Here is a 26723-nt window from a genome sequence, read left to right as displayed (position 1 = left end):
TCAGTTCGCTCCCGAGAAGGCCTTGCGGCGGTTGATGATGTAGCGGGCGAGCATGTTCACGACGAGCGTGATGGCGAAGAGCATCAGGCCGGAGGCGATCAGCTCGTTGACCTTGAGGCCGTAGGCCTCGGGGAAGCTCAGGGCGATGTTGGCGGCGACCGTGTTGGAGTTCGTCGACTGCAGCAGCGCGAAGTTCACGACGAACGACGGCGAGAGGACGATCGCGACGGCCATGGTCTCGCCCAGTGCGCGGCCGAGGCCGAGCATGGAGGCCGAGATGATGCCGGGGCGGCCGAAGGGCAGGACCGCCGTGCGGACCATCTCCCAGCGGGTCGCGCCGAGGGCGAGCGCCGCCTCCTCGTGCAGGGTCGGCGTCTGGAGGAAGACCTCGCGGGAGATCGCCGTGACGATGGGCAGGATCATGACCGCCAGCACGAGGGCCACGGTGAGGATCGTGCGTCCGGTGCCCGAGACGGGGCCGGAGAAGAGCGGGAACCAGCCGAACGCGTCGGTGAGGAACGTGTAGAAGGGCTGGACGAAGGGGGCGAGGACCGTGATGCCCCAGAGGCCGAAGACGACCGACGGCACGGCGGCCAGCAGGTCGATCACGTAGCCCAGGCCCTGCGCGAGACGGCGCGGGGCGTAGTGCGAGATGAAGAGCGCGATGCCGATCGAGATCGGCACGGCGATGACGAGGGCGAGCGCCGCGGCGTACACGGTGCCGAAGACGAGGGGGCCGACGTAGGCCCAGAAGCCGGCGCCACCTGAGATCTCGTCGCTCGGCGCGGTGAGCGCGGGGATCGACTGCACGACCAGGAAGAGGGCGACGGCGGCGAGGATGACGAGGATCAGCGTGCCGGAGGCCATCGCCGTCCCGGCGAAGATCCGGTCGGCCGGGCGCTGCTTCGCCTTGATGGCGCCGACGGGCCGCTCTGCGGTGCTCATGGATGGGTTCCCTGCGTTCGGAGTGGGGGAGGGGGCCGATCCGCGAGTCGGCCCCGGACCGGTGGGGGTCCGGGGCCGACTCGCGAGGGGGGATTACTTGATGGACTCGATCGCGGTGGCGACCTGAGCCGACAGCTCGGACGAGAGCGGGGCGGCGCCGGCGGAGGTCGCTGCCTCCTCCTGACCGGCCTCGCTGGTCACGTAGCCAAGGTACGCCTTGACGAGCTCGGCCGTCGCGGGGTCCTGGTACTCCTGGCAGGCGATGAGGTAGCTGACCAGGACGACCGGGTACACGCCCGACTCCTCGGTGGAGTAGTCGATCTCGTACACGATGTCGTTGTCGGGACGGTCGGTCGCCTCGGGCGAGGCGTCGACGATCGCGGCAGCGGCCTCGGGGGAGTACTCGACGAACTCCTCGCCGACCTTGATCTTCGCGGTGCCGAGCTCACCGGCGCGCGACGCGTCGGCGTAGCCGATGGTGTTGGTGCCGTTGGTCACGGTGTCGATGACGCCCGAGGTGCCCTGAGCGGCCTCGCCGCCCTCGTAGGGCCAGACTCCGTCCGGCTCCGCGTCCCACACGTCCGGGGCGGTCGCGTTGAGGTACGCGGCGAAGTTCTCGGTGGTGCCCGAGTCGTCCGAGCGGTGCACCGCGGTGATGTTGGCGTCGGGGAGCGTCGCGTCGGGGTTGAGCGCGGCGATCTCGGGGGCGTTCCACTTGGTGATGGTGCCCTTGAAGATGCCCGCGGCGGTGGCCGCGTCGAGGTTGAGCTCGTCGACGCCGTCGATCTTGAAGACCAGGGCGATCGGGGAGATGTAGGCGGGGACGTCGATGGCGGAGGTGCCCTCGGCGCACTTGCCGAAGGAGCCGTCGAGCTCCTCGAGCTTGAGCGCGCGGTCCGAGCCGGCGAAGTCGGCGCCGCCGGCGATGAACGCCTCGCGGCCCGCGCCGGAGCCGTCGGGCGAGTAGTTGATGGTGACGCCGGGGTTCTCCGTCTGGAAGGCGGCGACCCAGGCCTCCTGGGCCGACCCCTGCGACGAGGCGCCGATGCCGTTGAGCGTGCCCTCGAGGCTGCTGGCAGCGCCGGAGGAGGAGTCGCCGGCCGGGGCCGTCGTTCCTTCGTTGGCTGCGCACGAGGTCAGAGTGATCGCTGCGACGGCGGCGACGACGGCCGCCTGGCCGAGACGCGAGATTCTCACAAGTATCCCTTTCGGGTAGGAAAGCATGGAAACAGAACAGGGCCTGGTGCAGCCCGCGAGCGAATGTACGAGGGGGTCGTGTCCGCCCACGGTCCGCTGGGTGAACGGGCGGTGAACGAGGCCCGTCGGGGCTTGCCGGGCGCGCCGAGGATCCGGATCGCTCCGGTCGGGCGGCCGTGCCGTGTCAGGCGAGCGGCGCGTGCGTCTCGATCGCCACGATCCCCGACCCGGGGTGCTCGCTCGAGAGGTGCACCACGGTGAATCCGCCCGTGGGCAGGTGCGAGGCCTCGTCGAGGTAGGCGCCGATCGGAGTCGCGGTCGCGAGGGCGATCTCGCGCAGGATCTCGGGGATGACCGGCCGGTGGCTGCAGAGCACCGCGGTCCTGCGGGCGCGCACGCGTTTGCCGACCAGCCCGCGGATGTCGGTGGTGCCGTGCTCGAACGCGTCCTGGCTGATGTCCTCCGACAGGCGGACGGGCTTCTTCACGAGGGAGGCGAGCGGGGCGATCGTCGAGCGGCATCGCTTCGCCGTGCTCGAGACGAGCCGGCGCGGGCGCCAGGCGGCGACGGCGCGGGCGGCTGCGGCGGCCTCGTCGGTCCCGCGCTTGTTGAGGCGGCGGGTGGAGTCGCGTCCGTCCCAGGAGTCGGCGGGCACGGCCTTCGCGTGCCGCAGCACGACGAGCGCGAACGTCTCGAGCCCGCCGCGGGCCGCGATCCGCGAGAACTCGTCCACGATCGCGACGTCGTGCGGGTAGGTGAGGTAGCCCCGCGCCCGCTTCGGCGTGACCCACTCCAGGGCCTCGACCTCGCGGTTGGGCAGGAAGTCGGAGTGCAGCACGGCCTTCTCGCTGACCCGCGCCGCCCAGTAGTGGACCGCCTTGGATCGTCCGTTCGGCAGGGTGTACTCGGTCGAGCCCAGCGGGACCCCGAGTCCGACCGCGAGCCCCGTCTCCTCGCGGATCTCGCGCACGGCCGTCTCGGGCAGCGATTCGCCCGGATCGACCTTGCCCTTGGGCAGGCTGACGTCCCTCCGGTGCGGTCGGTGGATCACGAGGATGTGCGGGCGGCCCTCGATGATCCGCCAGCACACCGCTCCGGCCGCGTAGACGGTCCCCGTCACGGCATCAGCGGGCGGAGGCCCGGGAGGCGGACCGCGACGCGATGCGCTTGCGGTGGGTGATGTGCGCCATGAGCCGGTTCTGCAGGTCCGAGAGCGGCGCGCCGTCCTCATCGAGGTGGTGCCGGGTCCAGACCCCGTCGGGACCGAGCCACCAGGAGGCGGTCTTCTCGTCCATCGCCCGGTCGAACATGTCGTCGATCTCGCTCAGGTGCGCGGGCTCGACGATCCGCACGAGCGCCTCGACGCGGCGGTCGAGGTTGCGGTGCATCATGTCGGCGCTGCCGATGTAGACGATCGGCTCGCCGTCGTTGACGAAGCTGAAGATGCGCGAGTGCTCGAGGTAGCGCCCCAGGATCGAGCGCACGCGGATCGTCTCCGAGAGGCCCTCCTGCCCTGGCTTGAGTCCGCAGATGCCGCGCACCCACACGTCGACCGGCACGCCGGCCTGGCTCGCCCGGTAGAGCGCGTCGATGACGGCTTCGTCGACGATCGAGTTCATCTTGATCCGGATGCCGGAGGGCTTGCCCGCCCTGGCGTTCTCGGTCTCGGCCTCGATGCGCTTCAGCAGGCCCTTCCTGAGGTGGCGCGGCGCGACGAGCAGGCGCTTGAACTTCTTCTCGATCGCGTAGCCCGAGAGCTCGTTGAACAGACGGGTGAGGTCCTTGCCCACCTCGTCGTCGGCGGTGAGCAGGCCGAGGTCCTCGTAGATGCGCGAGGTCTTCGGGTTGTAGTTGCCCGTGCCGATGTGGGAGTAGTGCCGCAGCACTCCGCCCTTCTCCTGGCGGATCACGAGCGCGAGCTTGCAGTGGGTCTTGAGGCCGACGAGGCCGTAGACGACGTGCACGCCCGCCTTCTCGAGCTTGCGCGCCCACGAGATGTTCGCCTGCTCGTCGAAGCGCGCCTTGATCTCGACCAGGGCGAGGACCTGCTTGCCCGACTCCGCCGCGTCGATGAGCGCCTCGACGATGGGGGAGTCGCCGGAGGTGCGGTACAGCGTCTGCTTGATCGCGAGCACGTCCGGATCCGCGGCCGCCTGCTCGAGGAACGACTGGACGCTGGTCGCGAAGGACTCGTACGGGTGGTGCAGCAGCACGTCGCCGCGCGAGACCGCCTTGAACACGTCCTGGCGCTGGTTCGGCTCGGAGGGCATGAGCTGCGCGGCCGTGGTCGGCACGTGGTTCGGGTACTTCAGGTCCGGGCGGTCGATCTTCTGCAGGCTGAAGAGCCCGCTGAGATCCAGCGGCGCCGGGAGCTTGTAGACCTCCTGCGTGGTGATGTCGAGCTCGCGCACGAGCAGCCCGAGCGTCTCGTCGTCCATGTCGTCGGTGACCTCGAGGCGGATGGGCGGGCCGAAGCGACGGCGCAGCAGTTCCTTCTCGAGTGCCTTGATGAGGTTCTCGGTCTCGTCCTCGTCGACCTCGACGTCCTCGTTGCGGGTCACGCGGAAGACGTGGTGGTCGAGGATCTCCATCCCGGGGAAGAGGTCGTCGAGCTGGTTCGCGATGAGGTCCTCGAGCGAGATGAAGCGCATCGGCTCGCCCGGAGCGGCGACGCCGGCGATCCGCACGAAGCGCGGCAGCATCTGCGGCACCTTGAGGCGCGCGAACTCGGTCTTCTGCGTCTTGGGGTTGCGGACCCGGACCGACAGGTTGAGCGAGAGCCCGGAGATGTACGGGAACGGGTGCGCCGGGTCGACTGCGAGCGGCATGAGCACCGGGAAGATCTGCGCCGAGAAGTAGTCGTCGAGCACCGAGCGCTCGGCGTCGTTGAGGTCGCTCCAGCGCACGACCTCGATGCCGGAGGCGCCGAGCGCCGGCTTCACGAGGTCCTGGTACGCGCGGGCGTGGCGCTGCTGCAGCTGGTGCGCCTTCTCGGAGATGTCGGTGAGCACGTCGACCGGCACGCGGCCTATGTTCGTCGTGAGCGCGAGCCCCGTGAGGATCCGGCGCTTGAGTCCGGCGACCCGCACCATGAAGAACTCGTCGAGGTTCGACGAGAAGATCGCGAGGAAGTTCGCCCGCTCGAGCACCGGCACCAGCGGATCCTCGGCCAGCTCGAGCACGCGCTGGTTGAACGCCAGCCAGCTCAGCTCGCGGTCGAGGTAGCGGTTGTCCGGGAGGAGCGGGTCCGGGAGCTCCTCCTCGTCGTCGAAGTCGTCGTCGAGGTCGTCGCTCAGGCCGTCTTCGAGAATGAGGTTGTCGCCGTCCATGCGACCATCCTGGCACCGCCCCCGCGTGCTCCGCGCCGCGGGTGGTGAATGCCGGGTGAACGCGGCCTGGGGAGGAGCGTCCGCGTCAGCGGACGGCCGGACGCCGCTGCAGGTACTGCACGTCGACCGACGCGTCGGTGAAGCCGAGGGAGCGGTAGAGAGCGACCGCCGAGCGGTTCTCGGCCTCCACGTAGAGGTCGGCGGCGGTGCAGCCTCGATCGGCCATGCGGGCGAGCCCGGCGCCGAGCAGAGCGCGACCGAGGCCGCGGCCCGCCTGCTCCGGAGCGATGCCGAGGACGTAGATCTCGCCCGTCGTCGATCCCGGCTCAATCTTCAGCCAGTCGTAGCCGGCGAGGGCACCGGAGGAGTCGCGCAGCAGGAGGAAGTCGCCCTCGTCGAACCACGGCTCGGCGCGGCGGGCGGCGAGGTCCTCCTCCATGAGGCGGCCCTGCTCGGGGTGCGCGGCGAAGACCCGCGCGTTCAGCGCGACCCATTCCGCGGGATCGAGGTCGCGTGCATCGGAGAGCTGGTAGCCCTCGGGGACCGACACCTCGGGAGCGGCGAGCGGCTCGAGCTCGAGGTGGAGGAGGGTGCGCACCGGAGCGAACCCGTGCGACTGGGCGAGGGCGCGGGCGGCCGGGTGGTCGCCGTGCGCCCAGGCGAGGAGACCGGTGCGGCCGCTCGCGAGCACCTGCTCGAGGGTCGCGCGGCCGAAGCCGACGCCGCGCCACTCCGGATCGACGACGAACTCGAGCTCGCCCTGCCCCAGGACGGCTGCGGCCACGACCACGTCGGCCCGCAGGCCGATCAGGAGCGTCCGCGAGCCGTTCCGGGCGTCGACGAGGGTCTGGTCGCTGAACGGGGGCTGGTGGTCGAACCAGGTGGCACGACCGATCAGGTGCTCGAGGCCGGCCGACACCGCGGGGTCGGCCAGATCCTCAACCGAGAGGTTGAGCGACTCGCTCATTGTCCTCTTCGTAGACGTTGAAGCGGTATCCGACGTTGCGGACGGTTCCGATCAGCGACTCGAGATCGCCGAGCTTGGCGCGAAGGCGCCGCACGTGCACGTCGACCGTGCGGGTGCCGCCGAAGTAGTCGTAGCCCCAGACCTCGCTGAGCAGCTGCTCGCGGGTGAAGACCCGCGACGGGTGCGTGGCGAAGAAGCGCAGGAGCTCGAACTCCTTGAAAGTGAGGTCGAGCGGGCGGCCGTGCACCTTCGCCGAGTAGCTGGCCTCGTCGATCACGACGCCGGAGGCCTGGATCCGCGACGCCGACTGCTCCTGGGCGAGGCGCCCGATGACGAGTCGGATGCGGGCGTCGACCTCGGCAGGCCCGGCCGAGTCGAGGATGACGTCGTTCACGCCCCAGTCGGCCGAGACGGCGGTGAGCCCGCCCTCGGTGAGGATCAGGATGAGCGGGACGTTGATCCCCGTCGTCGTCAGGATCTTGCAGAGGGACTTGGCGCTGGCCAGGTCCTGACGCGCGTCGACGAAGATCAGATCGCAGCTCGGAGCGTTCACGAGCTGGGCCGGTTCGGCCGGGATCTGCCGGGTCCTGTGGCTGAGGAGCCCCAGAGCGGGCAGCACCTCGGTGCCCCCCGCAGAGGTCAGTATCAACAACTGCGCCACGGATCCTCCAGAAATGGTCTGCGGCAATACTAGCGGCGGGCCGGAAGGGCCGACCGCCTCGGGCATGATTGACGGATGAGCGGGGATCGGGTGGGCATCGGCGTCGTGTGGGCGCTCGCTCTCGTGGGCTCCGTCTTCTCACTCGTCGTGGCGCCGTCCGGATCGGCGCAGACCTGGCTCGCCCTCACCTTCGGCGGCTGCGTCCTCGCGACCTTCGCGGTCCAGCTGGCCGTGGCGCGCGCCTCCGGCTACCTGCTGCGGGCCATGACGAGCGTGGTCGGAGCGATGGTCGTCGTCGGCGTCGCGAGCGCGATCGCGGCCCTCGCCGGCCGCTGAGTGCCTCCGCTCCGGCGAGTGCCGCCCCACCCGCTCCGACGCCGTGCCGCCGGGTAGGATGGAGCCATGCTTCTCGCCCTCGAACTCTTCTATCTCGGACTGCTCGGGCTCGCCTCCCTCGCGATCGCGTGGGTCTCCGGCGTGGTCGTCTACAAGCTCTACCGCGGCCAGCGCTAGCCGCCGCGACAGAGCCGGAGTGATCTCCCTTCCGTCGGGCCTGCCGCCCGAGCTCGTCCCCCTCTCCTGGCTGCTCGGCGTCTGGGAGGGGTCCGGTGTCGTCGACTACGCCGTCGGCGACGACTCCGTGCAGGCCGAGTTCGGCCACCGCGTCAGCTTCAGCTACGACGGGCTGCCCTACCTCAACTACAGCTCCTACACCTGGCTGGTCGACGACGACCGCGAGATCGGGCACAGCCCGCTGGTGAGCGAGATGGGGTACTGGCGGCTCAGCCGTCCGTTGACCGACGCGGACGCGGGCCCCGCGATGCTCCCCGGGCGCGGCGCCCCCGCGTACCCCGATGCGGAGTCGGTCGAGACGCTCCGCAACGCCGCGGGCGGCTTCGACATCGAGGTCTCGCTCGTGCACCCCGACGGCGTGAGCGAGCTGTACCTCGGCCAGGTCAAGGGTCCGCGCGTCGATCTCGCGACCGACGCGGTCATGCGCACCGCCGCCGCGAAGGACTACGCCGCCGCGACGCGCCTCTACGGCCTCGTCGACGAGCACCTGCTGTGGGCGTGGGACATCGCCGCGCTCGGCCAGGGTCTGCGCACGCACGCCTCCGGACGGCTCGCGCGTGTCGACTGATCCCGTCTCGCCGCTGCTGGACCTCCCCGGTGCGGTGGCCACGGCGAGCACCGCCGAGCCCGGAGTGGCCGCGCACTACGGCGAGCCGTTCCGGGAGCAGAGGGCGCTCGCCGCGGGCACCGCGCTCGTCGACCTCTCCGGTCGTGGCGTCGTCACCGTCACCGGACCCGACCGCCTCACCTGGCTCGACTCGCTGACCAGCCAGGCGCTCAGGGGCCTCGCGCCCGGCGACTCGGCCGAGACGCTCCTCCTGGACCCGACCGGCCGCATCGAGCACGTCATCCGCGTGGTCGACGACGGCGAGACCGCTTGGCTCCTGCTCGACCGCGACGAGACCTCCGGCCTCGCCGCCTGGCTCGACCGGATGCGCTTCATGCTCCGCGTCGAGATCGCCGACCGCACGAGCGAGTACGCCACGCTGGCGACCCTCGGGGAGGGCCCGGCAGGCGTCCTCGCGCTCGAGCTGGCGGGCGAGGACGCCGTCAGCTGGGTCGATCCGTGGACCTCCGTCCAGCCCGGCGGCTGGCAGTACGCCCTCGCCGAGCACCCGGCGGCCGACTGGCACGCCCGCGAGACGCTCGTGCCCCGCTCCGTCCTCGAGGTGCTCCCGTCGGAGGCCACCCGGGCCGGAGTCTCGTTCGCGGGCGCCGATGCGCTCGAGGCGCTCCGCATCGCGGCCTGGCGCCCCCGGCACGCGACCGACGTCGACGAGCGGTCGATCCCGCACGAGCTCGATCTGCTCCGCTCCTCCGTGCACCTCGCCAAGGGCTGCTACCGCGGGCAGGAGACGGTCGCGAAGGTTCACAACCTCGGCCACCCGCCCCGCCGCCTCGTTCTTCTGCAGCTCGACGGCTCCGACTCCGCGCTCCCGTCCCACGGCGACGTCGTCACTGCTCCCAAGGGCGGCGAGGACGTCGAGGTCGGTCTCGTCACCTCCAGCGCCTGGCACTACGAGGACGGTCCGATCGCCCTGGCCGTGATCAAGCGCGCCGTCCCGGTCGACCTCGAACTCACGGTCCTCGCGGGCGAGGTCCGCGTCGCGGCGTCCCAGGAGGTCGTCGTCCCACCCGGAGCCGGTGCGGAGGCGGGAGTGCCCCGCCTGCCCCGGCTCGGGGCGAAGACCAGGTAGGCCACGCCGTGGTGGCCGCAGGACCCGCACGTCGGGATCGGGCGGCCGAGCGGATCCGGGGTCTCGTCCGCGGCGATCGCCTCCGCCCGTCCCGGGGACTGGCGCGCGCGGCGGCGTCGGCTCCCGCCGTGCTGCAGATCGTGCTCGCGGCGATCCTCGCCTACTCCGTGTCGCGGTTCGCGTTCGGGCACCCGGCGCCGGTGCTCTCGCTCACCGTCACCATCTCGAGCCTCGGCATCGCCCGCGACACCCGTCCCAAGCAGGTCGCCGAGACCGCGGCCGGGATGATCCTCGGCATCGCCCTGAGCGAGGTGCTGCTGATGCTCTGGGGCACCGGGGTCTGGCAGCTCGCGGTGGTGCTGGCCGTCGTCTTCACGGTCGGTCGCGCGCTCTCGCCGTCACCCGGGTTCGCGGTCGCGGCGGGCACCCAGGCGATGCTCGTGATGGTGCTGCCTGCGCCCGACGGTGGAGTGCTCACCCGCAGCCTCGACGGGCTCGTGGGCGGACTGGCCGCTCTGCTGTGCACCGCGATCGTCCCCCGCACGCCGCTCCGGGCGGCGCGGGCGGAGGCGCACCGGCTCGTGGAGGCGCTCGCCGGCACGATCGAGACGCTGGCGGACGCGCTCCGCCGGGGTGACGGCACGGCCTCCGCGGCGGCGCTCGAGCGGATCCGCGGAACGCAGCCCGTCATCGACGGCTGGTCGGCGGCACTCGACTCGGCGATCGGCGTCGCGCGGATCTCGCCCTTCCTCCGGCGGCATCGAGGGGAGCTGGACCGCCAGCGCACGATGCTCGGCGCTCTCGACCTCGCCACCCGGAACCTCCGGATCGTCGCCCGGCGCACCGACTTCCTGGTCGGCGACGCTGTGCCGCGTCCGGCCCTCGCCGACGCGGTGGCCGGCTTCGGCCCGGGGATCGCGCTTCTGGGCCGGTCGGTGGCCGATCCGTCGATGCTCGCCCTGGCGCGTCAGGACCTCGTCCTGCTGGCGACGACCCTCGATCCGCAGCGGATGATCCCGGAGGCGCGGCTCGCCGAGAAGACGCTGCTCGTGATCCTGCGCCCCCTGGCGGTCGACCTGCTGACGGCGACCGGGATGGACGCCGCGGACGCGAGAGCCGCGCTGCCGGAACTCGTCTGACAGCGCGGCTCCGGATCAGGCGTTGGTCGCGTCCTGCACCTCTCCGACGAGCTCCTCGATGATGTCCTCGAGGAACAGCACGCCGGTGGTGCGCCCGTCGCGGTCGACCACGCGGGCGATGTGGGCACCCGTGCGCCGCAGTGCCGCGAGGGCGTCCTCGAGCTCGTCCCCGCCCGAGACCGCCGCGAGACGGCGGATCCGCTTGGGCGGCACCGGGACGTCGGGGTCGGCGAGGTCCGAGACGTCCTTGAGGTGGAGGTACCCCGCCGGCAGACCGTCCGCGCCGGCGAGCAGGTAGCGGGAGTAGCCGTGCACGGCGACGGCGCGGCGGACGTCCGCGGGCGTCGACTCCCAGGGCAGGAGCACCATCTCGGCGAGCGGCACGGCGACGTCCGACACCGTCTTGGTCGTGAACTCGAACGCGGCCGTGACGGTCCCGGAGGCGTCGACCAGCATCCCCTCGCGCGTGGACTGCCGCACGATCGCGGCGACCTCGTCGAGGGTGAACGCGCTGGTCGCCTCGTCCTTCGGCTCGACGCGGACGAGGCGGAGGATGCCGTTGGCGACCGAGTTCAGCGACCAGATCACCGGCTTCACCAGGCGCGACACGAGCACGAGCGGAGGTGCCAGCAGCAGCGCCGCGCGCGTCGGGACCGAGAACGCGAGGTTCTTCGGCACCATCTCGCCGAACACCACGTGCAGGAACGTCACCAGCAGCAGCGCGGCGATGAACGCGATCACGCCGATCGCCTCGGCCGAGAGCGAGGTCAGCCCGAGCGGGATCTCGAGCAGGTGGTGGATCGCCGGCTCCGAGACGTTGAGGATCACGAGGGAGCAGACGGTGATGCCGAGCTGGCTCGTCGCCAGCATCAGCGTCGCGTGCTCCATCGCGTAGAGCGTCGTCTTCGCGGCGCGGCTCCCGGCGTCGGCCTTCGGCTCGATCTGCGAGCGGCGGGCCGAGATGACCGCGAACTCGGCGCCGACGAAGAACGCGTTGACGACGAGGAGGACGACCAGCCAGGCGATCCCGGGCAGGTACTCACTCATGGACGGCTCCTTCGGCGCGCAGGGCCGCGACTCCGGTGGCGGTGCCGCCCTCGGTCTCGGGGGTGAAGCGGACGCGGTCCACCCGGTTGGCGGCGACGCGGTCGACGCGCAGCACGCCGGACTCCAGCGCGACCTCGTCGCCCAGCTCGGGCAGGCGGCCCAGCTGCGACGAGAGGAAGCCGGCGACGGTGTCGTAGTCCTCGCCCTCCGGCACCAGCACTCCGAGCCGCGCCGCGACCTCGTCGGGGCGCAGCTCGCCGCCGAAGGTGGCGGAGCGGCCGGTGCGGATCACTCCGGCACGGGTGCGGTCGTGCTCGTCCTCCAGCTCGCCGACGATCTCCTCGACGAGGTCCTCGAGCGTCACGACGCCGGCGGTTCCGCCGTACTCGTCGACGACCACCGCGATCGCGAGTCCGCTGCCGCGCAGCGGAGCCAGCAGTGCGTCGGCCCGCGCGGTCTCGGGGACGCGCATCGGCGCGACCATGAGCTCCTCGGCGCTCACCCTCCGCCGGCGCTCCGGCTCGAGGGCGAAGGCGTGCTTCACGTGCAGCACTCCGCGGATGTCGTCGGAGTCGCGGCCGAGCACCGAGAAGCGGGAGAAGCCGGTCCGGTTGGCCAGCTGCACGACGTCCTCCGCGCTGCTCTGCAGGGTGACCGAGGCCATCCGCACGCGCGGGGTCATCACGTCGGCGACGCTCCGGCTCGAGAAGAGCAGGGTGCGGTGCAGCAGGTCGGCGTGGTCGCGGTCGAGGGTGCCCTCGAGAGCGGAGCGGCGCACGAGCGAGCCGAGCTCGTCGGCGCTCCGGGCGCCCGACAGCTCCTCCTTGGGCTCGATCCCCATCGCGCGGATCAGCGCGTTCGCCGTGTTGTTGAAGAGGAGGATGACCGGCTTGAAGACCGTCGTGAACGCCACCTGGAACGGCACGACCACGCGCGCGGTGGCCAGCGGGAGGGCCAGGGCGAAGTTCTTGGGCACGAGCTCGCCGATCACCATCGAGAAGACGGTGGCGAGCAGGACGCCGATGACAGCGCCGATGCCGGGGACGATCCCGTCGGGGACGCCGACCGAGCGCAGCGGCTCGGCGAGCAGCGACGAGATGGCGGGCTCGAACGTGTAGCCGGTGAGCAGCGTGGTGAGCGTGATGCCCAGCTGCGCGCCGGAGAGGTGGGTGGAGGTGATCCGCAGGGCGGAGATCGTGGGGTCGAGGCGCTTCTCGCCGCGGGCGCGGCGCTCCTCGAGCTCGTTGCGGTCGAGATTGACCAGCGCGAACTCCGAGGCGACGAAGAGTCCGGTGCCGACGGTCAGGAGGAGGCCGATGACGATGCCGAGCCACTCAGGCACGCGCGTCACCGCCGATCAGAGGGGCGGGGGCGGTGGCGCGCACCGGTTCGTGAGCGGGCGCGTCTGAGGGAGGGTCGTCCATGAGGAGGAACGGTACCGTCCGCACATCTGAGAATGCTCACAGGACCCGGGTGGGCCGTGCGCGCCTCGACCCGCGCTCCCGATCAGCGGAGTGACGGGGTCGCGTCCGCGGGCGCCACCGCCTCCCACGCGACGGTCACCTCCCCGAGCCGCCAGCGCCGCGGCCCGCCGAGGATCGGCCAGTCCTCCTGCAGCGCCCGGACCGAGGCGATCCAGCGCTGACCGGGACCGTGGACGGCCAGCGGCGCGTTCACCGTCCACGCGCGCTCGAGTGCGAGCAGGAACGCGTGGACGCGCTCGCCGGGGACGTTGCGGTGGATCAGCGCTTTGGGCAGTCGCTCCGCAGCGATCATCGGCGACGGGATCGCGCCGAGCCGGAGGGAGAGGGTCAGCGAGCGCGGCCCGTCCGCCCCGATCTCGATCCAGGTGCAGATCCTGCCGATCTCGTCGCAGGTCCCCTCGATGAGGACCCCGTCCGGCTCCAGTCGATCGGTCATGATGCGCCAGGCTCCGGCGACCGCGTCCTCGTCGTACTGGCGCAGCACGTTGAACGCCCGGATCACGCTCGCGCGCCGACCGCGGGGGAGGGGGATCTCGAAGCCGCCGCGCTCGAACGTCACGCGCGCATCCGCGGGGAAGGCGGTCCCGCCTCCCCGGACCACCTCGAGCTGCTGCCGCGCCGTGGCCACGCGAGCCGGCTCGATCTCGAATCCGACGACCTCGACGTCGGGAACGGTCCGCACCAGCCGCCGGTGCAGCTCGAGCGTGGTGACCGCGCTCGCCCCGAACCCGAGGTCGACAACGAGGGGCCGGGCGGAGGAGCGCAGGACCGGCAGCTCGGACAGGTACCGGTCGACGCGGCGGAGGCGGTTCGTGCCCGTCGTCCCGCGGGTGACGGCTCCGATCGGCATGGGGATCAGCGTATCCGCGGGCGAGGGGGCCGCCTCTAAGCTGGACGCATGTCCGAGACCTACACTCTCATCCTCGTGCGCCACGGCAACAGCGAGTGGAACCAGAAGAACCTGTTCACCGGCTGGGTCGACGTGCGGCTCACCGAGCAGGGCGTCGCGGAGGCGACCCGCGCCGGCGAGCTCCTGACCGAGGCGGGGCTGCACCCCGACGTCGTCTACACGTCACGTCAGACCCGAGCCATCCAGACCGCGAACATCGCGCTCGAGGTGGCCGACCGCCTCTGGATCGACGTCAAGCGCTCCTGGCGCCTGAACGAGCGCCACTACGGGGCACTGCAGGGCAAGGACAAGGCGCAGACCCTCGCCGAGTACGGCCCCGAGCAGTTCCAGACCTGGCGCCGCTCCTTCGACGTGCCGCCGCCCCCGCTCGACGACGACGACCAGTACTCGCAGGCGCACGACGAGCGCTACGCCGACCTCGGCGACGCCCTGCCGCGCACCGAGTCCCTGAAGCTCGTGATCGAGCGGATGCTCCCGTACTGGGAGTCGGACATCAAGCCGGATCTCGCCTCGGGCAAGACCGTCATGATCACCGCGCACGGCAACTCGCTCCGCGCCCTCATCAAGACGCTCGACGGCATCTCGGACTCGGACATCGCGGAGCTCAACATCCCGACCGGCATCCCGCTCGTCTACAAGCTCGATGAGAACTTCGAGCCGATCGGCCCCGCCGAGTACCTCGACCCGGAGGCCGCCGCCGCCGGTGCCGCGGCCGTCGCCGCCCAGGGCGCCAAGAAGTAGGTCCCGCCACCGCGGAGGGCCCGCCGGATCCCCGATCCGCGCGGGCCTTCCGCGTCTCCGGACGCACCTCCGGCTCGCTGAATCGCGCTCGGCTCCCAGGAACGGCGACGTCTCGCGAGCCGAGCCGGTTCTCGCGAGCCGGAGTTCGTCCGGGACCTGCGCTCAGCGCCCGCGCTCGGATCACGCGGATCTCGATACGCGCGCTCCGCGCGCTACTCGATCAGCAGAGGAGACGGGAGTCCGCGCGACTCGCTGAGCGGAAGACGAGCGAGTATCCGTCCCCCGAATCGGCTCGGACGGAATCCCTGGTTCAACCGTGCAGACCGGCCGACCCCCTTAAAGGCGAACGGCCGAATCGCGTGCGAGCGATTCGGCCTAGCCGAACGCGGGACGCTCCTCGGAACGCAACCATTCCGAAGAGCCGACCGCGGCGAGGATCGCGCCGTGCGCGATCCGAGCACTCAGGCGTAATCGCCTGAGATCAAATACTGCACCTTCTTGGCGATCGAGACCGCGTGGTCGGCGAAGCGCTCGTGGTAGCGGCTGGCGAGGGTGGCGTCGACGGTGTCGGCGGCCTGCCCCTTCCACGCCTCGCTGAGCACCTTGTCGAAGACGCTGACGTGCAGTTCGTCGATCTTGTCGTCCTCGTCGCGGATCTCCTCGGCGATGCGGGGGTCCTGCGAGCGGAGCAGCTCCGTCAGCTTGTGGGCGACGACGACGTCCAGCCGGCCCATCTCGACGAAGGTCGGGCGCAGGCTCTTGGGCACGACCTTGTCGGGGAAGCGGTACCGCGACAGCTGCGCGATGTGCTCGGCGATGTCGCCCATCCGCTCGAGCGAGGCGCTGATCCGCAGGGCGGACACCACGATCCGCAGGTCGCGGGCGACCGGGTTCTGGCGGGCGAGGATGTCGATCGCGAGCTCGTCGAGGCTGATGGCCAGCTCGTCGATGCGGGCATCGCTCGCGATCACCTCCTCGGCGAGCGTGACATCGGAGTGGTTGAACGCCTGAGTCGCCTTCTCGATCGCGATCTCGACGAGTCCGGAGATCTCGACGAGGCGATCCTGGACCTCGGCCAGCTCCTGCTGGAATACTTCGCGCATCTTGTGATCGACCCTCTCTGCGGCACTCACGGCGAACGGTGCCGGGTATGCGTCGCGCACCACGCGCGACGCAGCACCTGTTCCTCGACGGCGCAGGCGCAGCAATGATGACGACGGCAGGTTAACGAACGGTGCCGCGGGTTTGAACAGTACTCGACCTGCTGTCCGTCGTCCGGCATCCGGTAGGGAGACGGCCGGTGGATGGTTAGCCTGGGTCCGTGGATTCGGGTGTGTTCGTGATTCTGGCGCTCGTCCTCGGCGTGGCGATCGGCGTCCTTCTGACGACCGTCTTCACCCTCGCGGCACGGCAGGGGCGCATCGCGGCCGAGGTCGTCTCCGTCACCCTCCCGGAGGGGATAGACGCGATCATCGACGCCGTCGGCGCGCCCGCGTTCGTGACGGATCCGTCGCACAACGTCCTCAAGGCGTCGACCCGCGCGATCGCCCTCGGTCTCGTGTCGCAGGACACGCTCCTCCACCCCGATCTGGTCGCGATCGTCGACCGGGTGCGCCGCTTCGGCGACGACATCGAGCAGGACCTCGAGCTGGCCACGAGCCCGCTCTCGGACCAGGCCGTCACCCTCGTCGTGCACGCGACCCGCCTGGGCTCCCGCTATGTGCTCGTGCTCGCCGAGGACCACACGGAGGCGCGCCGGCTCGAGGCCGTGCGCCGCGACTTCGTCGCCAACATCTCGCACGAGCTGAAGACCCCGATCGGAGCGGTGGGCCTGCTCGCGGAGGCGCTCGACTCCGCCGCCGACGACCCGACGCAGGTGCGGCGCTTCGCCCGCCGCCTGACGCAGGAGTCGCACCGGCTCGCGAAGATCACCCGCGAGATCATCGAGCTCTCGCGTCTGCAGTCCGCCGACGTCGGCGCGTCCGCCGAGCTGGTCCGCGTCGACGACATCGTCACCTCCGCCCTCGAGACGACCCACGTGCTGGCCGAGTCGCACGACGTCACCCTGGTGAAGGGCGGCATGAAGAAGGCCTACGTCGCCGGGCAGGAGAAGATGCTCGTCTCGGCGCTGCACAACCTGCTCGCCAACGCCATCCAGTACTCCCCGCCCGGCTCGCGCGTCGGCATCGGCGTGCGCTCCACCGGCGGCGTCGTCGAGATCGCCGTCACCGACCAGGGCATCGGGATCCCGGAAGAGGACCTCGACCGGGTCTTCGAGCGCTTCTACCGCGTCGACCAGGCCCGCTCGCGCCACACCGGCGGCACCGGCCTGGGCTTGAGCATCGTCAAGCACGCCGTGCAGAACCACGGCGGCGACGTCCGCGTCTGGTCCAAGCCCGGACGCGGCTCCACCTTCACCATCCGACTCCCCGAAGCAGACCCGGCGAGGACGCCCTTCGCGTCCAGCGCCCCGATAGGAGACACCGCGTGACCAGCATCCTGCTCGTCGAGGACGAGAGCGCCCTCAGCGAACCCCTCAGCTACCTGCTCGAACGCGAGGGCTACGACGTCACCGTCGCCGAGGACGGGCTGCGCGCCGTCACCGCCTTCGACGAGGGCGACTACGACCTGATCCTCCTCGACCTGATGCTCCCCGGCATGCCCGGGACCGAGGTCTGCCGCGAGATCCGCACCCGATCGCAGATCCCCATCATCATGGTGACCGCGAAGGACTCCGAGGTCGACATCGTCGTCGGACTCGAGCTCGGCGCCGACGACTACGTCACCAAGCCCTACTCCACCCGCGAACTGCTCGCCCGGATCCGCGCGGTCCTCCGACGCCGCACCGAGGACCCGGGAGAGGAGCGCATCGTCACCGCCGGCCCCGTCCGCATGGACATCGAACGGCACACCGTCGAAGTCGACGGAGTCGAGACCCCCATGCCCCTCAAGGAGTTCGAACTCCTCGAGATGCTCCTCCGCAACGCCGGCCGCGTCCTCACCCGCGGCCAGCTCATCGACCGCGTCTGGGGCAGCGACTACTTCGGCGACACCAAGACCCTCGACGTCCACGTGAAGCGCATCCGCTCCAAGATCGAGAAGACGCCGAAGGAGCCGACGCTGCTCGTCACCGTCCGCGGCCTCGGCTACCGCTTCGACTCGTGACGCGGGGCCTGGCGGGGCCATCTGCGGCGTTGTCGTCGGTCGCGATACCGCCGGTATCGCTCCCTCCTCCGCCTTGCAGCTAACCCCACCAGGCCCCGCGGTGAACTCCAGAAGTAGGGCCGTCGCTGTGCGACGAGCTGCTGCGGAGGGGCCGTCGCTGTGCGACGAGCCGCTGTGGGGGCCGTCGCTGCGCGACGAGCCGGGGTCGGGGCCGTCGCTGCGCGACGAGCCGGAGTGGGGGCCGTCGCTGTGCGACGAGCTGCAGCAGGGGGTGCCTCCCTTGCTGGTCGAGTAGCCGCGGAGCGGCGTATCGAGACCCACGTCCGCCCGAGGGAGGCCCCCCCGCGGCGCCCGTCGCATGCGGCAGGTGCCGGGGTTCAACGACGACGGGCCGCCCACCGGAGTGGACGGCCCGTCGAAGAGGGGTGCGGGGCTACTCGCCGGCGGGGGGCTCGATCGAGTTGCCGGGCTCGGTGGTGGGGGTGGGGATCGCCGTGAAGGCGGGATCCGGCGTGGGGGTCGACGTCGGGGTGACCGACGGGGCCGGGGTGAGGGTCGAGTAGGACTCGAGGGCGTTCGTCAGGACCGGGACGAGGAGCTCCTTGCCCTCCTCGTCGCCGTACTGGAAGTACACCGGGAAGAGGCTGCCGGGGACGGTGTCGATGCCGGGCATCGTCACGGACTGGTCCTCGGTCGGGCCGATCCGGTTCGACCCGGGGACGATCGTCACCTGGCCGTCCGTGCGGCCCTCGGCCGACTCGTACTGCACCTCGAGCGTCTCGGTCTCGGCCGAGTCGTTGATCACGGTGACGACGAGGGTCCCCTCCTCGCCGTCGGTCGACACGATGAACGCATTGCGGATGGAGAGATCGCCGACCGTCGCACCGACTCCGTCACTCGGGTCGTAGATGGCCCGCGTCGCCTGGGGAGCGACGAGGTTGCAGCCGGCGGTAGCGAGGGCGACGCCGACCGCGAGAACGACGGATGCAGCGATACGCGCCTTCACAGGTTCCTCCAGATCGTCGGCCCTGCTCGCCCCGGACAGGGCGACTTCACGGTGCACGAGCCGGACACCAGATTAGCGTAGCGACCCCCCGCCGCCGGTCAGACCGAGGGGGTCCTCACCTCCCGACCCCTTTGGTACTCTGACCGCCGGCGACCGCCGGTGGAAGGACGTGCCCGATGACCCCCCTCTCCTCGGAGCCCCCCACCGTCGCCGTCGTCGTCGTCGCCGCCGGCAGCGGCACCCGGCTCGGCCGCGAGAGGCCCAAGGCCTATGTGGACTGCGCCGGCCGGACGATCCTGGAGCGCAGCCTCCGCACGATCCTCACGATCGCCGAGCCCGTGCAGGTGGTCGTGGTCGCCCCCGCCGCGCTCGTCGACGAGACGGTCTCCCTCTGCCGCGCCGCCTCCGGTTCCGACGACGTGGCGGTCACGGCCGGAGGAGCGACCCGGCAGGAGTCGGTCGGCCGCGGTCTGGCGCTCCTCGCCCCCTCCGTCGAGACGGTGCTCGTCCACGACGCCGCGCGCGCCCTCACTCCCGTCGACCAGTTCGAGCGCGTCATCGCGGCGGTCCGGTCGACCGGCGGGGGAGTGGTGCCGGGCCTGCCGGTCACGGACACGATCAAGCGGATCGGATCCGAGGGTGCGATCCTCGAGACGGTCGACCGCGCGCAGCTCGCGGCCGTGCAGACGCCGCAGGGCTTCCCCCGCGCCCTGCTCGACGCCGCGTACTCCGCCGCGGGCGCCGAGCACACCGACGACGCGGCGCTCCTCGCGGCGCACGGCCGCTGCTCCGTCGTCGTCGCCGGCGACCCCCTCGCCTTCAAGATCACCACGCCGTGGGATCTGTCGCGGGCGGAGCAGCTGCTCGCGCCGCCCGTGCCCGTCGCCGCTCCGCGGGTCGGCATCGGCACCGATGTGCACGCCTTCGACGACGCGTCGCCCCTCTGGCTCGCCGGACTCCACTGGCCCGGGGAGCGGGGGCTCTCGGGGCATAGCGACGGCGATCCCGTCGCCCACGCGATCTGCGACGCCCTCCTCGCCGCGGCCGGGCTGGGCGACATCGGCTCGCGCTTCGGCACCGCGGACCCGCGCTTCGCCGACGCGCACGGCGAGGTGTTCCTCCGAGCCACGCGCGAGCTCGTCGAGTCGGCGGGCTTCACGATCGGCAACGTCTCGGTGCAGCTGATCGGCAACCGGCCGAAGTTCTCGCCGCGCCGCGACGAGGCGCAGGAGCGGCTGTCGGCGATCCTCGGCGCGCCCGTGAGCGTCGCCGCGACGACCTCCGACGCCCTCGGCTTCACGGGGCGGGGCGAGGGAGTGGCGGCGACGGCGACCGCGCTCGTGCTCCCGACCGCGTCCTCGCGCTGATCCCGCCGCCCGGCCGCGGGCGACTCGCCCGGTAAACTCGCCCCGTGACTCTGCGACTGCATGACTCGAAGGCCCAGGCCCTCGTCGATTTCGTCCCCCTCCGCGCGAACGAGGTCGGGATGTACGTCTGCGGACCCACCGTGCAGTCCTCCCCGCACATCGGGCACCTGCGCTCCGCCCTCGTCTACGACCAGCTGCGGCGCTGGCTCCGCTACCGCGGTTTCCACGTCACCCTGGTGCGCAACGTCACCGACATCGACGACAAGATCCTCGCGATCGCCGAGGAGTCGCGACGAGCGGCCCCCGAGGGCGAGCCCTCCGAGCAGTGGTGGGCGCTGGCCTACCGCGTCGAGCTCGAGTTCACCGCCGCCTACAACGCCCTCGGCATCCTGCCGCCCACCTACGAGCCGCGGGCGACGGCGAGCATCGCCGAGATGATCGCTCTGGTGGAGCGCCTGATCGAGCTCGGTCACGCCTACCCCGCGCCCGACGAGTCCGGCGACGTCTACTTCGACACCCGCTCCTGGCCCGACTACGGCGCCCTCACGCACCAGCGCCTCGAGAGCATGGAGGCGGCGACCGACGCCGACCCGCGCGGCAAGCGCGATCCGCACGACTTCGCCCTGTGGAAGGGCGTCAAGCCCGAGGAGCCGGAGTCGGCGTCGTGGGCGTCCCCGTGGGGTCCGGGCCGTCCGGGCTGGCACATCGAGTGCTCGGCGATGTCGACGAAGTACCTCGGCACCCAGTTCGACATCCACGGCGGCGGTCTGGATCTCCGGTTCCCGCACCACGAGAACGAGCTCGCGCAGTCCAGCGCCGCGGGGCACGCCTTCGCCTCCTACTGGCTGCACAACGGGCTGGTCTCGGTGACGGGGCAGAAGATGAGCAAGTCGCTCGGCAACTCCGTCTTCGCGTCCGAGCTGCTCGACGCGGCTCGGCCCCTCGTCGTCCGCTACTACCTCGGCTCCGCGCACTACCGCTCCACCCTCGAGTTCCACGACGGTGCGCTCGACGAGGCCGAGGCCGCGCTCGAGCGGATCGAGGGCTTCCTCGATCGGTCGCGCCGTCGCCTCGAGGGCACCCGCTTCGCCTCCGTCGGCGAGCCCCTCGTCCCGGACGAGTTCGCCGAGGCGATGGACGACGACCTCTCCGTCCCGCAGGCCGTCGGCGTTCTGCACGAGACCGTCCGGGCCGGCAACGCCGCCCTCGACGCCGAGGATCTGGGCACCGTCGCAGCGTTGCGCACGCAGGTCCTCGCCATGGCGTCGGTGCTCGGCATCGACCCGGAGGCGCCCGAGTGGGCGCGATCCGACGACGAGCCCTCCTACCGGGCCCTCAGCGTCCTCGTCGACCGTCTGGTCCTCGAGCGCCAGTCCGCGCGGGAGCAGCGCGACTGGGCGGCCGCCGACCGCATCCGAACCGATCTCGCCGCGGCGGGAATCACGATCGAAGACACCCAGACGGGTGCGCATTGGAGTCTCGATGGCGAATAAGCCCGGCCGCCCAGGAGCGGTCCGCAAGAAGAGCAAGGGCAAGGCCGTCGGTTCCGGCGGTCAGGGCCGTCAGGCCCTCGAGGGCAAGAAGCCCACGCCGAAGGCCGAGGATCGGCCGTACCACCCCGCAGGCAAGGCGAAGGCGGCGCGCGAGCGCTTCGTCGCCGCCGGCGGGAAGGGACGTCCCGGCAGCACGCTGTCGGCGGCCGCGCGCGGAGGATCGGGTCGGCCCGCTCCGTCGCGCAAGCCCAAGAGCGCGGACGAGTCCGAGATGGTGACCGGGCGCAACTCCGTCCTCGAGGCGCTGCGGGCCAAGATCCCCGCGACGACCCTCTACGTGGCGACGCGCATCGAGATGGACGAGCGGGTCAAGGAGGCGCTGAAGCTCGCCACCGCGCGCGGCCTGCCCGTCCTCGAGATCATGCGCCCCGAGCTCGACCGCCTCGCCGGCCCCGACTCGGTGCACCAGGGCCTCGTCCTCAAGGTGCCGCCGTACGAGTACGCCCACCCGAGCGACCTGCTGCAGCGCAGCATCTCGCGCGCGCAGACGCCGCTCTTCGTCGCGCTCGACGGCATCACCGACCCGCGCAACCTCGGCGCGATCATCCGCTCCGTCGCCGCGTTCGGCGGCCAGGGCGTCATCGTGCCGCAGCGCCGCTCGGTCGGGCTCAACTCGGCCGCGTGGAAGACCTCGGCCGGAGCCGCCGCGCGCGTCCCCGTCGCGATGGCGTCGAACCTGACCGCGATGATCAAGGACTTCAAGCGCGACGGCGTCTTCGTCATCGGCCTCGACGGCGGCGGCGACACGATGCTGCCGGGCCTCGAGCTCGCCGACCGGCCGCTCCTCGTGCTCGTCGGCAGCGAGGGCAAGGGCCTGTCCCGGCTCGTCACCGAGCAGTGCGACGCGATCGTCTCGATCCCGATCAGCTCGGCAGCCGAGTCGCTGAACGCCGGCATCGCGGCCTCGGTCGCCCTCTACGAGATCTCCAAGCTCCGGGCGTCACAGAAGTAGAAGCGTATGAATGACGAAGGGCCCGTGCGGAGCGATCCGCACGGGCCCTTCGTCGATCCGGGTCAGACGTTCTTGGTCCAGTCGACGTCGGCGACCTCGTCGGTCAGCTCGGCGTCGCCCGCCTCGTCGATGACGAGGTTGGGCAGCGTCAGCGCCTCGGTCGGCGGGGCGATGATCGTCGCCTCGTCGCGGCGGTGGCGGAGGATGTCGTTCACATAGGCCGTGACCGCCTCGGCGAGGGGGACGTCGCGCGCCTGCTGCTGCGACATGAACCAGCGGTGCTCGAGGAGCTGATGGAACATCTCGGCCGGCTCCAGGCGCCCCTTGAGGTCGCGCGGGATCGAGCGGATGACCGGCTCGAACACCTGCGCCAGCCACTCGTGCGCGACCATCTCCTCGTCCAGGCCCTGCTTGCCGTAGGTCGCGGTGTACGAGTCGAGGTCGTTCAGGAGCCGTCGCGCCTGGTTCTCCTGGGCGTCGAGCCCGGTCAGGCGGAGGAGGCGGCGCTGGTGGTGACCGGCGTCGACGACCTTCGGCTGGATCCGCACGGTCGATCCGGCGTCGTCGGTCTTGATCGCCAGCTCCTCGATGTCGAAGCCGAGGTCGTTCAGGCGGTTCACCCGGTCGTTGATGCGCCAGCGCTCGGAGGTGGCGAACGACTCGACGCCGGTCAGCTCCTTCCAGAGGCTGCGGTACGCCGCGACGATCCCGTCCGACACCGTGATCGGATCGAGGTCCTCGTCGACGCGCCCACCGGCCTCGAGGTCGAGGAGCTCGCCGGCGATGTTGACGCGCGCGATCTCGAGGTCGTTCTCGCGCTGGCCGTTCGACAGCCCGCCCGAGTAGAGCTGACCGGTCTCGGCGTCGACCAGGTAGGCGGCGAACGCGCCGGCGTCGCGGCGGAAGAGCGTGTTCGAGAGTGACACGTCGCCCCAGAAGAAGCCGATGACGTGCAGCCGGACGAGCAGGAGCGCCAGGGCGTCGACGAGGCGGGTCGCCGTATCGGGCCGCAGCGTCTGCGAGAAGAGGGCGCGGTAGGGCAGCGAGAACTTGAGGTGGCGCGTCACCAGCACGGCGGGCAGCTCGCCGCCCTCGTCGTCGGTGCGGTTCGCGATGACGGCGCCGGGCACGACGCAGGGGACGTCGAGGCGCTGCAGCGTCTTGAGCATCTCGTACTCGCGGCGCGCCATCTCGGCGGTGGTCTCCTTGACGGCGACCACGTGGCCCGAGAGGTGGGCGAAACGCACCGTGTGACGGGAGATGCCCTTGGGCAGCGCGGCGATGTACTCGTCGGGCCAGTCGTTCAGGCGGAGGTTCCACGGGAGGTCGAGGAGGGCCGGGTCGACGGTGGCGGAGGTGATGTTCAAGGATCCGGACATGGAGCGCCGTTCGTGTCGGAGTCGGGCGGGGGAGGAGCGCTAACGAACGCTGCCGCCGTCCCGGAGGAGACGGCGGCAGCGTATGCGCGGAGGGGGAGCCTCAGGAGAGGCGCTCGCCCGACTCCGCGTCGAAGATGTGCACGCGGTGGTTCGCGGTCACGTAGACGCGGTCGCCCGCGGTGGGGTGCACGCGGCCGTCGACGCGCGCGACGATGTCGGTGCGGCGTCCCTCGACCTCGGTGTGGCCGTAGAGGTAGCCGTCCGAGCCGAGTTCCTCGATCAGGTCGACCTCGATGGGGAGGCCGCCGGGCTGGGTGGAGACGGTGACGTCCTCGGGACGAACGCCGAGCGTGACGACCTTCTGGCTCGTCTTCGCGAGCGCCTCGCGGGCGATCGGGAGGACGGTGTCGCCGAACTTGACGCCGCCGTCGGTGACGTCCGCGTGGAACAGGTTCATCGCGGGCGAGCCGATGAAGCCGGCCACGAACACGTTGTTCGGGTTCTCGTACAGGTCGCGCGGGCTGCCGACCTGCTGGAGGAGGCCGTCCTTGAGGACCGCGATGCGGTCGCCCATGGTGAGCGCCTCGGTCTGGTCGTGGGTGACGTAGACCGTGGTGATGCCCAGGCGGCGCTGGAGGGTGCCAATCTGGGTGCGGGTCGAGACGCGCAGCTTGGCGTCGAGGTTCGACAGCGGCTCGTCCATGAGGAAGACCTGGGGCTTGCGGACGATGGCGCGGCCCATCGCGACACGCTGGCGCTGACCACCCGAGAGGGCCTTCGGCTTGCGGTTCAGGTAGGGCTCGAGGTCGAGCATCTTCGCGGCCTCGAGGACCCGCGCGGCGCGCTCGTCCTTGTTGATGCCGGCGATCTTGAGCGCGAAGCCCATGTTCTCGGCGACCGACATGTGCGGGTACAGCGCGTAGTTCTGGAAGACCATCGCGATGTCGCGGTCCTTCGGCGGCACGTCCGTGACGTTGCGGTCGCCGATCAGGATGCGTCCCTCGTTGACCTCTTCGAGGCCGGCGAGCATGCGCAGGGAGGTCGACTTTCCGCAGCCGGAGGGGCCGACGAGGACGAGGAACTCGCCGTCGCCCACCTCGAGGTTGAGCTTGTCGACGGAGGCACGCGTGGCCCCGGGGTAGACGCGGGACGCGTGGTCGAAAGTTACGGACGCCATTGTTCTTGCTCCTTCACCGGCAGGTACGTGCCGGACGATCCGAGTGAATGGAATTGATGATGGTCATCGTCGTGTGGACGACGTCGGCCAACCGTCACAGTATGCCACGCGTCGGGAACTCGCCACCGCGGGCCCGGTCGCCTCCGCGAGACCGTCGCGTATCCGCCGTTTGGGGGATTCCCAGGGCTCGCGCGTAGGATTCCGGCGAGTCGCGACCCGGCGACGACTTCCCCCTCTCTTTCTCGGAGTGTCCTTGTCATGACCAACGGCGGAGCCAACGACCGTCTCTCGAAGAACCAGCGTCGAGAGGCAGCGAGGGAGAAGGCCCGACGGCTCCGTGAGCAGCAGAAGCGCCGCGACCGCGCCGGCCGCCTGCTGCTGCAGGGAGGCCTCGCCGTCGTCGTGATCGCCGTCGTCGCGATCGTCGCCCTGGTCCTCGTTCCGAACCTCCGTCCCGCCGAGGTCGGCCCGGGCCCGGCGAACATGGCCAGCGACGGCCTCGTCGTCGGAGAGGGCCTGGTCGCGCAGACCTCCGACCCCGTCCCGGCGAGCGGCACTCCCAGCCCGAGCGCTCTCGACACCTCGACCGGCACCGTCGACATCCGCGTCTACGTCGACTACCTCTGCCCGTACTGCGGCGAGTTCGAAACGACCAACGGCGGGCAGATCGAGGAGTGGGTCGACAGCGGAGCCGCCACCGTCGAGATCCATCCGATCGCGATTCTGACTCCGCGCTCCAACGGCACCAAGTACTCGGAGCGCGCCGCGAACGCCGCCGCCTGCGTCGCCGACTCCTCGCCCGACTCCTTCCTCGACTTCAACTCCCTCCTCTTCGAGAACCAGCCCGCCGAGGGGACCGACGGGCTGTCCGACGACGAGCTCAAGGGCTACGCCGCCGAGGCCGGCGTCGAGGACACCGCCGCGGTCGACTCCTGCATCGACGACGGCTCCTTCACGAGCTGGGTGCAAGCGGCGACCGAGCGCGCCACCTCCGGACCGCTGCCGGGCTCCGAGGTCGAGAAGGTCTCGGGCACTCCGACCGTCCTCGTGAACGGCGAGGCGTACTCCGGCTCGCTGACCGACCCCGAGGCGTTCAGCTCGTTCGTGCTCGCCGCGGCGGCCGACACCTACTCCTCCGCGACGCCGACGCCGACTCCTGCCGCGGGCTGACCACAGGCGCACGAGAGAAGGGCACGCCCGGTTCGACCGGACGTGCCCTTCTCTCGTGCGCGCCGGTGACAGCGCGCGGATGCGCTGCGACAGCGGAACCGGAAGGCCGCACGGGAGGCGGGACGTGGAGCCGACGACGGGACTCGAACCCGTAACCGCCCGATTACAAGTCGGGTGCGCTACCAATTGCGCCACGTCGGCAGATGCGCCCGGAGGCACCGGGACAGACTATCGCGGGCGCCGCACCGCGATCGGGGCGGCGCC

At 71.1% G+C, this 26723-nt stretch carries 24 protein-coding genes and 1 tRNA gene; 11 read left to right on the top strand and 14 right to left on the bottom strand.

The features are described 5' to 3' along the window. From pstC to LRG51_RS06430, 6 genes are all read right to left on the bottom strand, one after another. The gene (pstC, locus tag LRG51_RS06455) at positions 1 to 945 is read right to left on the bottom strand and encodes a phosphate ABC transporter permease subunit PstC (RefSeq protein WP_055787626.1); all 945 of its coding nucleotides are present in this window, start codon (positions 943 to 945) and stop codon (positions 1 to 3) included. Positions 946 to 1038: 93 nt separating this feature from the next. Continuing rightward, the gene (locus LRG51_RS06450; protein WP_055787629.1) at positions 1039 to 2142 is read right to left on the bottom strand and encodes a phosphate ABC transporter substrate-binding protein PstS; all 1104 of its coding nucleotides are present in this window, start codon (positions 2140 to 2142) and stop codon (positions 1039 to 1041) included. A gap of 184 nt (positions 2143 to 2326) precedes the next feature. After that, positions 2327 to 3262 (bottom strand): NUDIX hydrolase, encoded by a 936-nt coding sequence (locus tag LRG51_RS06445; RefSeq protein ID WP_055787633.1) that lies wholly within the window; start codon positions 3260 to 3262, stop codon positions 2327 to 2329. A 4-nt stretch (positions 3263 to 3266) separates the two neighbouring features. Further along, positions 3267 to 5471, bottom strand: coding sequence for an RNA degradosome polyphosphate kinase (locus tag LRG51_RS06440; protein ID WP_055787636.1), 2205 nt, complete (start codon positions 5469 to 5471; stop codon positions 3267 to 3269). Between the two features lie 85 nt (positions 5472 to 5556). Beyond that, the gene (gene mshD / locus LRG51_RS06435; RefSeq protein WP_230671787.1) at positions 5557 to 6438 is read right to left on the bottom strand and encodes a mycothiol synthase; all 882 of its coding nucleotides are present in this window, start codon (positions 6436 to 6438) and stop codon (positions 5557 to 5559) included. Continuing rightward, positions 6410 to 7099: a winged helix-turn-helix domain-containing protein gene (locus LRG51_RS06430; protein WP_055787643.1), complete on the bottom strand. Its 690-nt coding sequence runs from the start codon at positions 7097 to 7099 to the stop codon at positions 6410 to 6412. The genes mshD and LRG51_RS06430 overlap by 29 nt, the downstream gene beginning before the upstream one ends. A 75-nt stretch (positions 7100 to 7174) precedes the next feature. On the opposite strand from LRG51_RS06430, the gene LRG51_RS06425 reads away from it, so the two are divergent. The 4 genes from LRG51_RS06425 to LRG51_RS06410 all read left to right on the top strand — a co-directional run bounded on the left by LRG51_RS06425 (position 7175) and on the right by LRG51_RS06410 (position 10508). After that, on the top strand, positions 7175 to 7435 hold the full coding sequence (locus LRG51_RS06425; RefSeq protein WP_157603063.1) for a hypothetical protein: 261 nt from the start codon (positions 7175 to 7177) through the stop codon (positions 7433 to 7435). Positions 7436 to 7631: 196 nt separating this feature from the next. After that, positions 7632 to 8240 (top strand): FABP family protein, encoded by a 609-nt coding sequence (locus LRG51_RS06420; RefSeq protein ID WP_055787649.1) that lies wholly within the window; start codon positions 7632 to 7634, stop codon positions 8238 to 8240. Further along, positions 8230 to 9369 (top strand): CAF17-like 4Fe-4S cluster assembly/insertion protein YgfZ, encoded by a 1140-nt coding sequence (ygfZ, locus tag LRG51_RS06415; RefSeq protein ID WP_055787652.1) that lies wholly within the window; start codon positions 8230 to 8232, stop codon positions 9367 to 9369. The genes LRG51_RS06420 and ygfZ overlap by 11 nt, the downstream gene beginning before the upstream one ends. Before the next feature lie 128 nt (positions 9370 to 9497). Then, complete coding sequence (locus LRG51_RS06410; protein ID WP_157603064.1) at positions 9498 to 10508, top strand: FUSC family protein; 1011 nt, start codon at positions 9498 to 9500, stop codon at positions 10506 to 10508. A 15-nt stretch (positions 10509 to 10523) separates the two neighbouring features. Here the strand turns inward: LRG51_RS06410 and LRG51_RS06405 are convergent, their stop codons facing one another. From LRG51_RS06405 to LRG51_RS06395, 3 genes are all read right to left on the bottom strand, one after another. After that, positions 10524 to 11555 (bottom strand): hemolysin family protein, encoded by a 1032-nt coding sequence (locus LRG51_RS06405; protein ID WP_230671785.1) that lies wholly within the window; start codon positions 11553 to 11555, stop codon positions 10524 to 10526. Then, positions 11548 to 12897 carry a hemolysin family protein gene (locus tag LRG51_RS06400; RefSeq protein ID WP_230671784.1) on the bottom strand — a complete coding sequence of 450 codons (1350 nt, stop codon included), beginning with the start codon at positions 12895 to 12897 and terminating at the stop codon, positions 11548 to 11550. The genes LRG51_RS06405 and LRG51_RS06400 overlap by 8 nt, the downstream gene beginning before the upstream one ends. Before the next feature lie 164 nt (positions 12898 to 13061). Then, on the bottom strand, positions 13062 to 13889 hold the full coding sequence (locus LRG51_RS06395; RefSeq protein WP_230671782.1) for a class I SAM-dependent methyltransferase: 828 nt from the start codon (positions 13887 to 13889) through the stop codon (positions 13062 to 13064). A 48-nt stretch (positions 13890 to 13937) separates the two neighbouring features. Between LRG51_RS06395 and LRG51_RS06390 the strand changes: the two genes are divergently transcribed. Then, complete coding sequence (locus LRG51_RS06390) at positions 13938 to 14690, top strand: phosphoglyceromutase (RefSeq protein ID WP_230671780.1); 753 nt, start codon at positions 13938 to 13940, stop codon at positions 14688 to 14690. Between the two features lie 461 nt (positions 14691 to 15151). Here the strand turns inward: LRG51_RS06390 and phoU are convergent, their stop codons facing one another. After that, positions 15152 to 15793 carry a phosphate signaling complex protein PhoU gene (gene phoU, locus LRG51_RS06385; protein ID WP_055787678.1) on the bottom strand — a complete coding sequence of 214 codons (642 nt, stop codon included), beginning with the start codon at positions 15791 to 15793 and terminating at the stop codon, positions 15152 to 15154. A 230-nt stretch (positions 15794 to 16023) separates the two neighbouring features. On the opposite strand from phoU, the gene LRG51_RS06380 reads away from it, so the two are divergent. Both LRG51_RS06380 and LRG51_RS06375 read left to right on the top strand, forming a co-directional pair. Next, on the top strand, positions 16024 to 17181 hold the full coding sequence (locus LRG51_RS06380) for a sensor histidine kinase (protein ID WP_329958721.1): 1158 nt from the start codon (positions 16024 to 16026) through the stop codon (positions 17179 to 17181). Continuing rightward, on the top strand, positions 17178 to 17855 hold the full coding sequence (locus LRG51_RS06375; RefSeq protein WP_055787684.1) for a response regulator transcription factor: 678 nt from the start codon (positions 17178 to 17180) through the stop codon (positions 17853 to 17855). Before LRG51_RS06380 ends, LRG51_RS06375 begins: the two co-directional genes overlap by 4 nt. 433 nt (positions 17856 to 18288) lie before the next feature. Here the strand turns inward: LRG51_RS06375 and LRG51_RS06370 are convergent, their stop codons facing one another. Continuing rightward, positions 18289 to 18861, bottom strand: coding sequence for a hypothetical protein (locus LRG51_RS06370; protein ID WP_055787687.1), 573 nt, complete (start codon positions 18859 to 18861; stop codon positions 18289 to 18291). Between the two features lie 176 nt (positions 18862 to 19037). Between LRG51_RS06370 and ispD the strand changes: the two genes are divergently transcribed. Genes ispD through rlmB form a run of 3 tightly spaced genes read left to right on the top strand, consistent with a single transcriptional unit; the run spans position 19038 to position 22733 of the window. Beyond that, positions 19038 to 20228: a 2-C-methyl-D-erythritol 4-phosphate cytidylyltransferase gene (gene ispD / locus LRG51_RS06365; protein ID WP_055787690.1), complete on the top strand. Its 1191-nt coding sequence runs from the start codon at positions 19038 to 19040 to the stop codon at positions 20226 to 20228. Between the two features lie 44 nt (positions 20229 to 20272). Continuing rightward, complete coding sequence (gene cysS / locus LRG51_RS06360) at positions 20273 to 21721, top strand: cysteine--tRNA ligase (RefSeq protein WP_055787693.1); 1449 nt, start codon at positions 20273 to 20275, stop codon at positions 21719 to 21721. Then, complete coding sequence (rlmB, locus tag LRG51_RS06355) at positions 21711 to 22733, top strand: 23S rRNA (guanosine(2251)-2'-O)-methyltransferase RlmB (protein WP_055787696.1); 1023 nt, start codon at positions 21711 to 21713, stop codon at positions 22731 to 22733. The genes cysS and rlmB overlap by 11 nt, the downstream gene beginning before the upstream one ends. Before the next feature lie 62 nt (positions 22734 to 22795). Here rlmB and LRG51_RS06350 read toward each other — a convergent pair whose 3' ends face one another. Further along, positions 22796 to 24112 carry a DUF4032 domain-containing protein gene (locus LRG51_RS06350; RefSeq protein WP_230671779.1) on the bottom strand — a complete coding sequence of 439 codons (1317 nt, stop codon included), beginning with the start codon at positions 24110 to 24112 and terminating at the stop codon, positions 22796 to 22798. A gap of 100 nt (positions 24113 to 24212) precedes the next feature. Then, positions 24213 to 25289 (bottom strand): ABC transporter ATP-binding protein, encoded by a 1077-nt coding sequence (locus LRG51_RS06345; protein ID WP_055787700.1) that lies wholly within the window; start codon positions 25287 to 25289, stop codon positions 24213 to 24215. Positions 25290 to 25547: 258 nt separating this feature from the next. Between LRG51_RS06345 and LRG51_RS06340 the strand changes: the two genes are divergently transcribed. Next, positions 25548 to 26459: a DsbA family protein gene (locus tag LRG51_RS06340; protein WP_230671777.1), complete on the top strand. Its 912-nt coding sequence runs from the start codon at positions 25548 to 25550 to the stop codon at positions 26457 to 26459. 125 nt (positions 26460 to 26584) lie between these two features. On the opposite strand, the gene LRG51_RS06335 is transcribed toward LRG51_RS06340, so the two are convergent. Continuing rightward, a tRNA-Thr gene (locus LRG51_RS06335) sits at positions 26585 to 26660 on the bottom strand. Between the last annotated feature and the right edge of the window lie 63 nt (positions 26661 to 26723).

It is taken from the genome of Rathayibacter sp. Leaf248 (assembly GCF_920939495.1).
Lineage (GTDB): Bacteria > Actinomycetota > Actinomycetes > Actinomycetales > Microbacteriaceae > Rathayibacter > Rathayibacter caricis.
This window is presented reverse-complemented; position numbering and strand designations above follow the sequence as displayed.

Coding starts and splice junctions, on each gene's coding strand:
- ispD (WP_055787690.1), top strand. CDS start 19,038: ATGACCCCCCTCTCCTCGGAGCCCCCCACCGTCGCCGTCGTCGTCGTC.
- LRG51_RS06350 (WP_230671779.1), bottom strand. CDS start 24,112: ATGTCCGGATCCTTGAACATCACCTCCGCCACCGTCGACCCGGCCCTC.
- LRG51_RS06390 (WP_230671780.1), top strand. CDS start 13,938: ATGTCCGAGACCTACACTCTCATCCTCGTGCGCCACGGCAACAGCGAG.
- LRG51_RS06440 (WP_055787636.1), bottom strand. CDS start 5,471: ATGGACGGCGACAACCTCATTCTCGAAGACGGCCTGAGCGACGACCTC.
- pstC (WP_055787626.1), bottom strand. CDS start 945: ATGAGCACCGCAGAGCGGCCCGTCGGCGCCATCAAGGCGAAGCAGCGC.
- LRG51_RS06345 (WP_055787700.1), bottom strand. CDS start 25,289: ATGGCGTCCGTAACTTTCGACCACGCGTCCCGCGTCTACCCCGGGGCC.
- LRG51_RS06425 (WP_157603063.1), top strand. CDS start 7,175: ATGAGCGGGGATCGGGTGGGCATCGGCGTCGTGTGGGCGCTCGCTCTC.
- LRG51_RS06405 (WP_230671785.1), bottom strand. CDS start 11,555: ATGAGTGAGTACCTGCCCGGGATCGCCTGGCTGGTCGTCCTCCTCGTC.
- rlmB (WP_055787696.1), top strand. CDS start 21,711: ATGGCGAATAAGCCCGGCCGCCCAGGAGCGGTCCGCAAGAAGAGCAAG.
- LRG51_RS06340 (WP_230671777.1), top strand. CDS start 25,548: ATGACCAACGGCGGAGCCAACGACCGTCTCTCGAAGAACCAGCGTCGA.
- mshD (WP_230671787.1), bottom strand. CDS start 6,438: ATGAGCGAGTCGCTCAACCTCTCGGTTGAGGATCTGGCCGACCCCGCG.
- LRG51_RS06395 (WP_230671782.1), bottom strand. CDS start 13,889: ATGCCGATCGGAGCCGTCACCCGCGGGACGACGGGCACGAACCGCCTC.
- phoU (WP_055787678.1), bottom strand. CDS start 15,793: ATGCGCGAAGTATTCCAGCAGGAGCTGGCCGAGGTCCAGGATCGCCTC.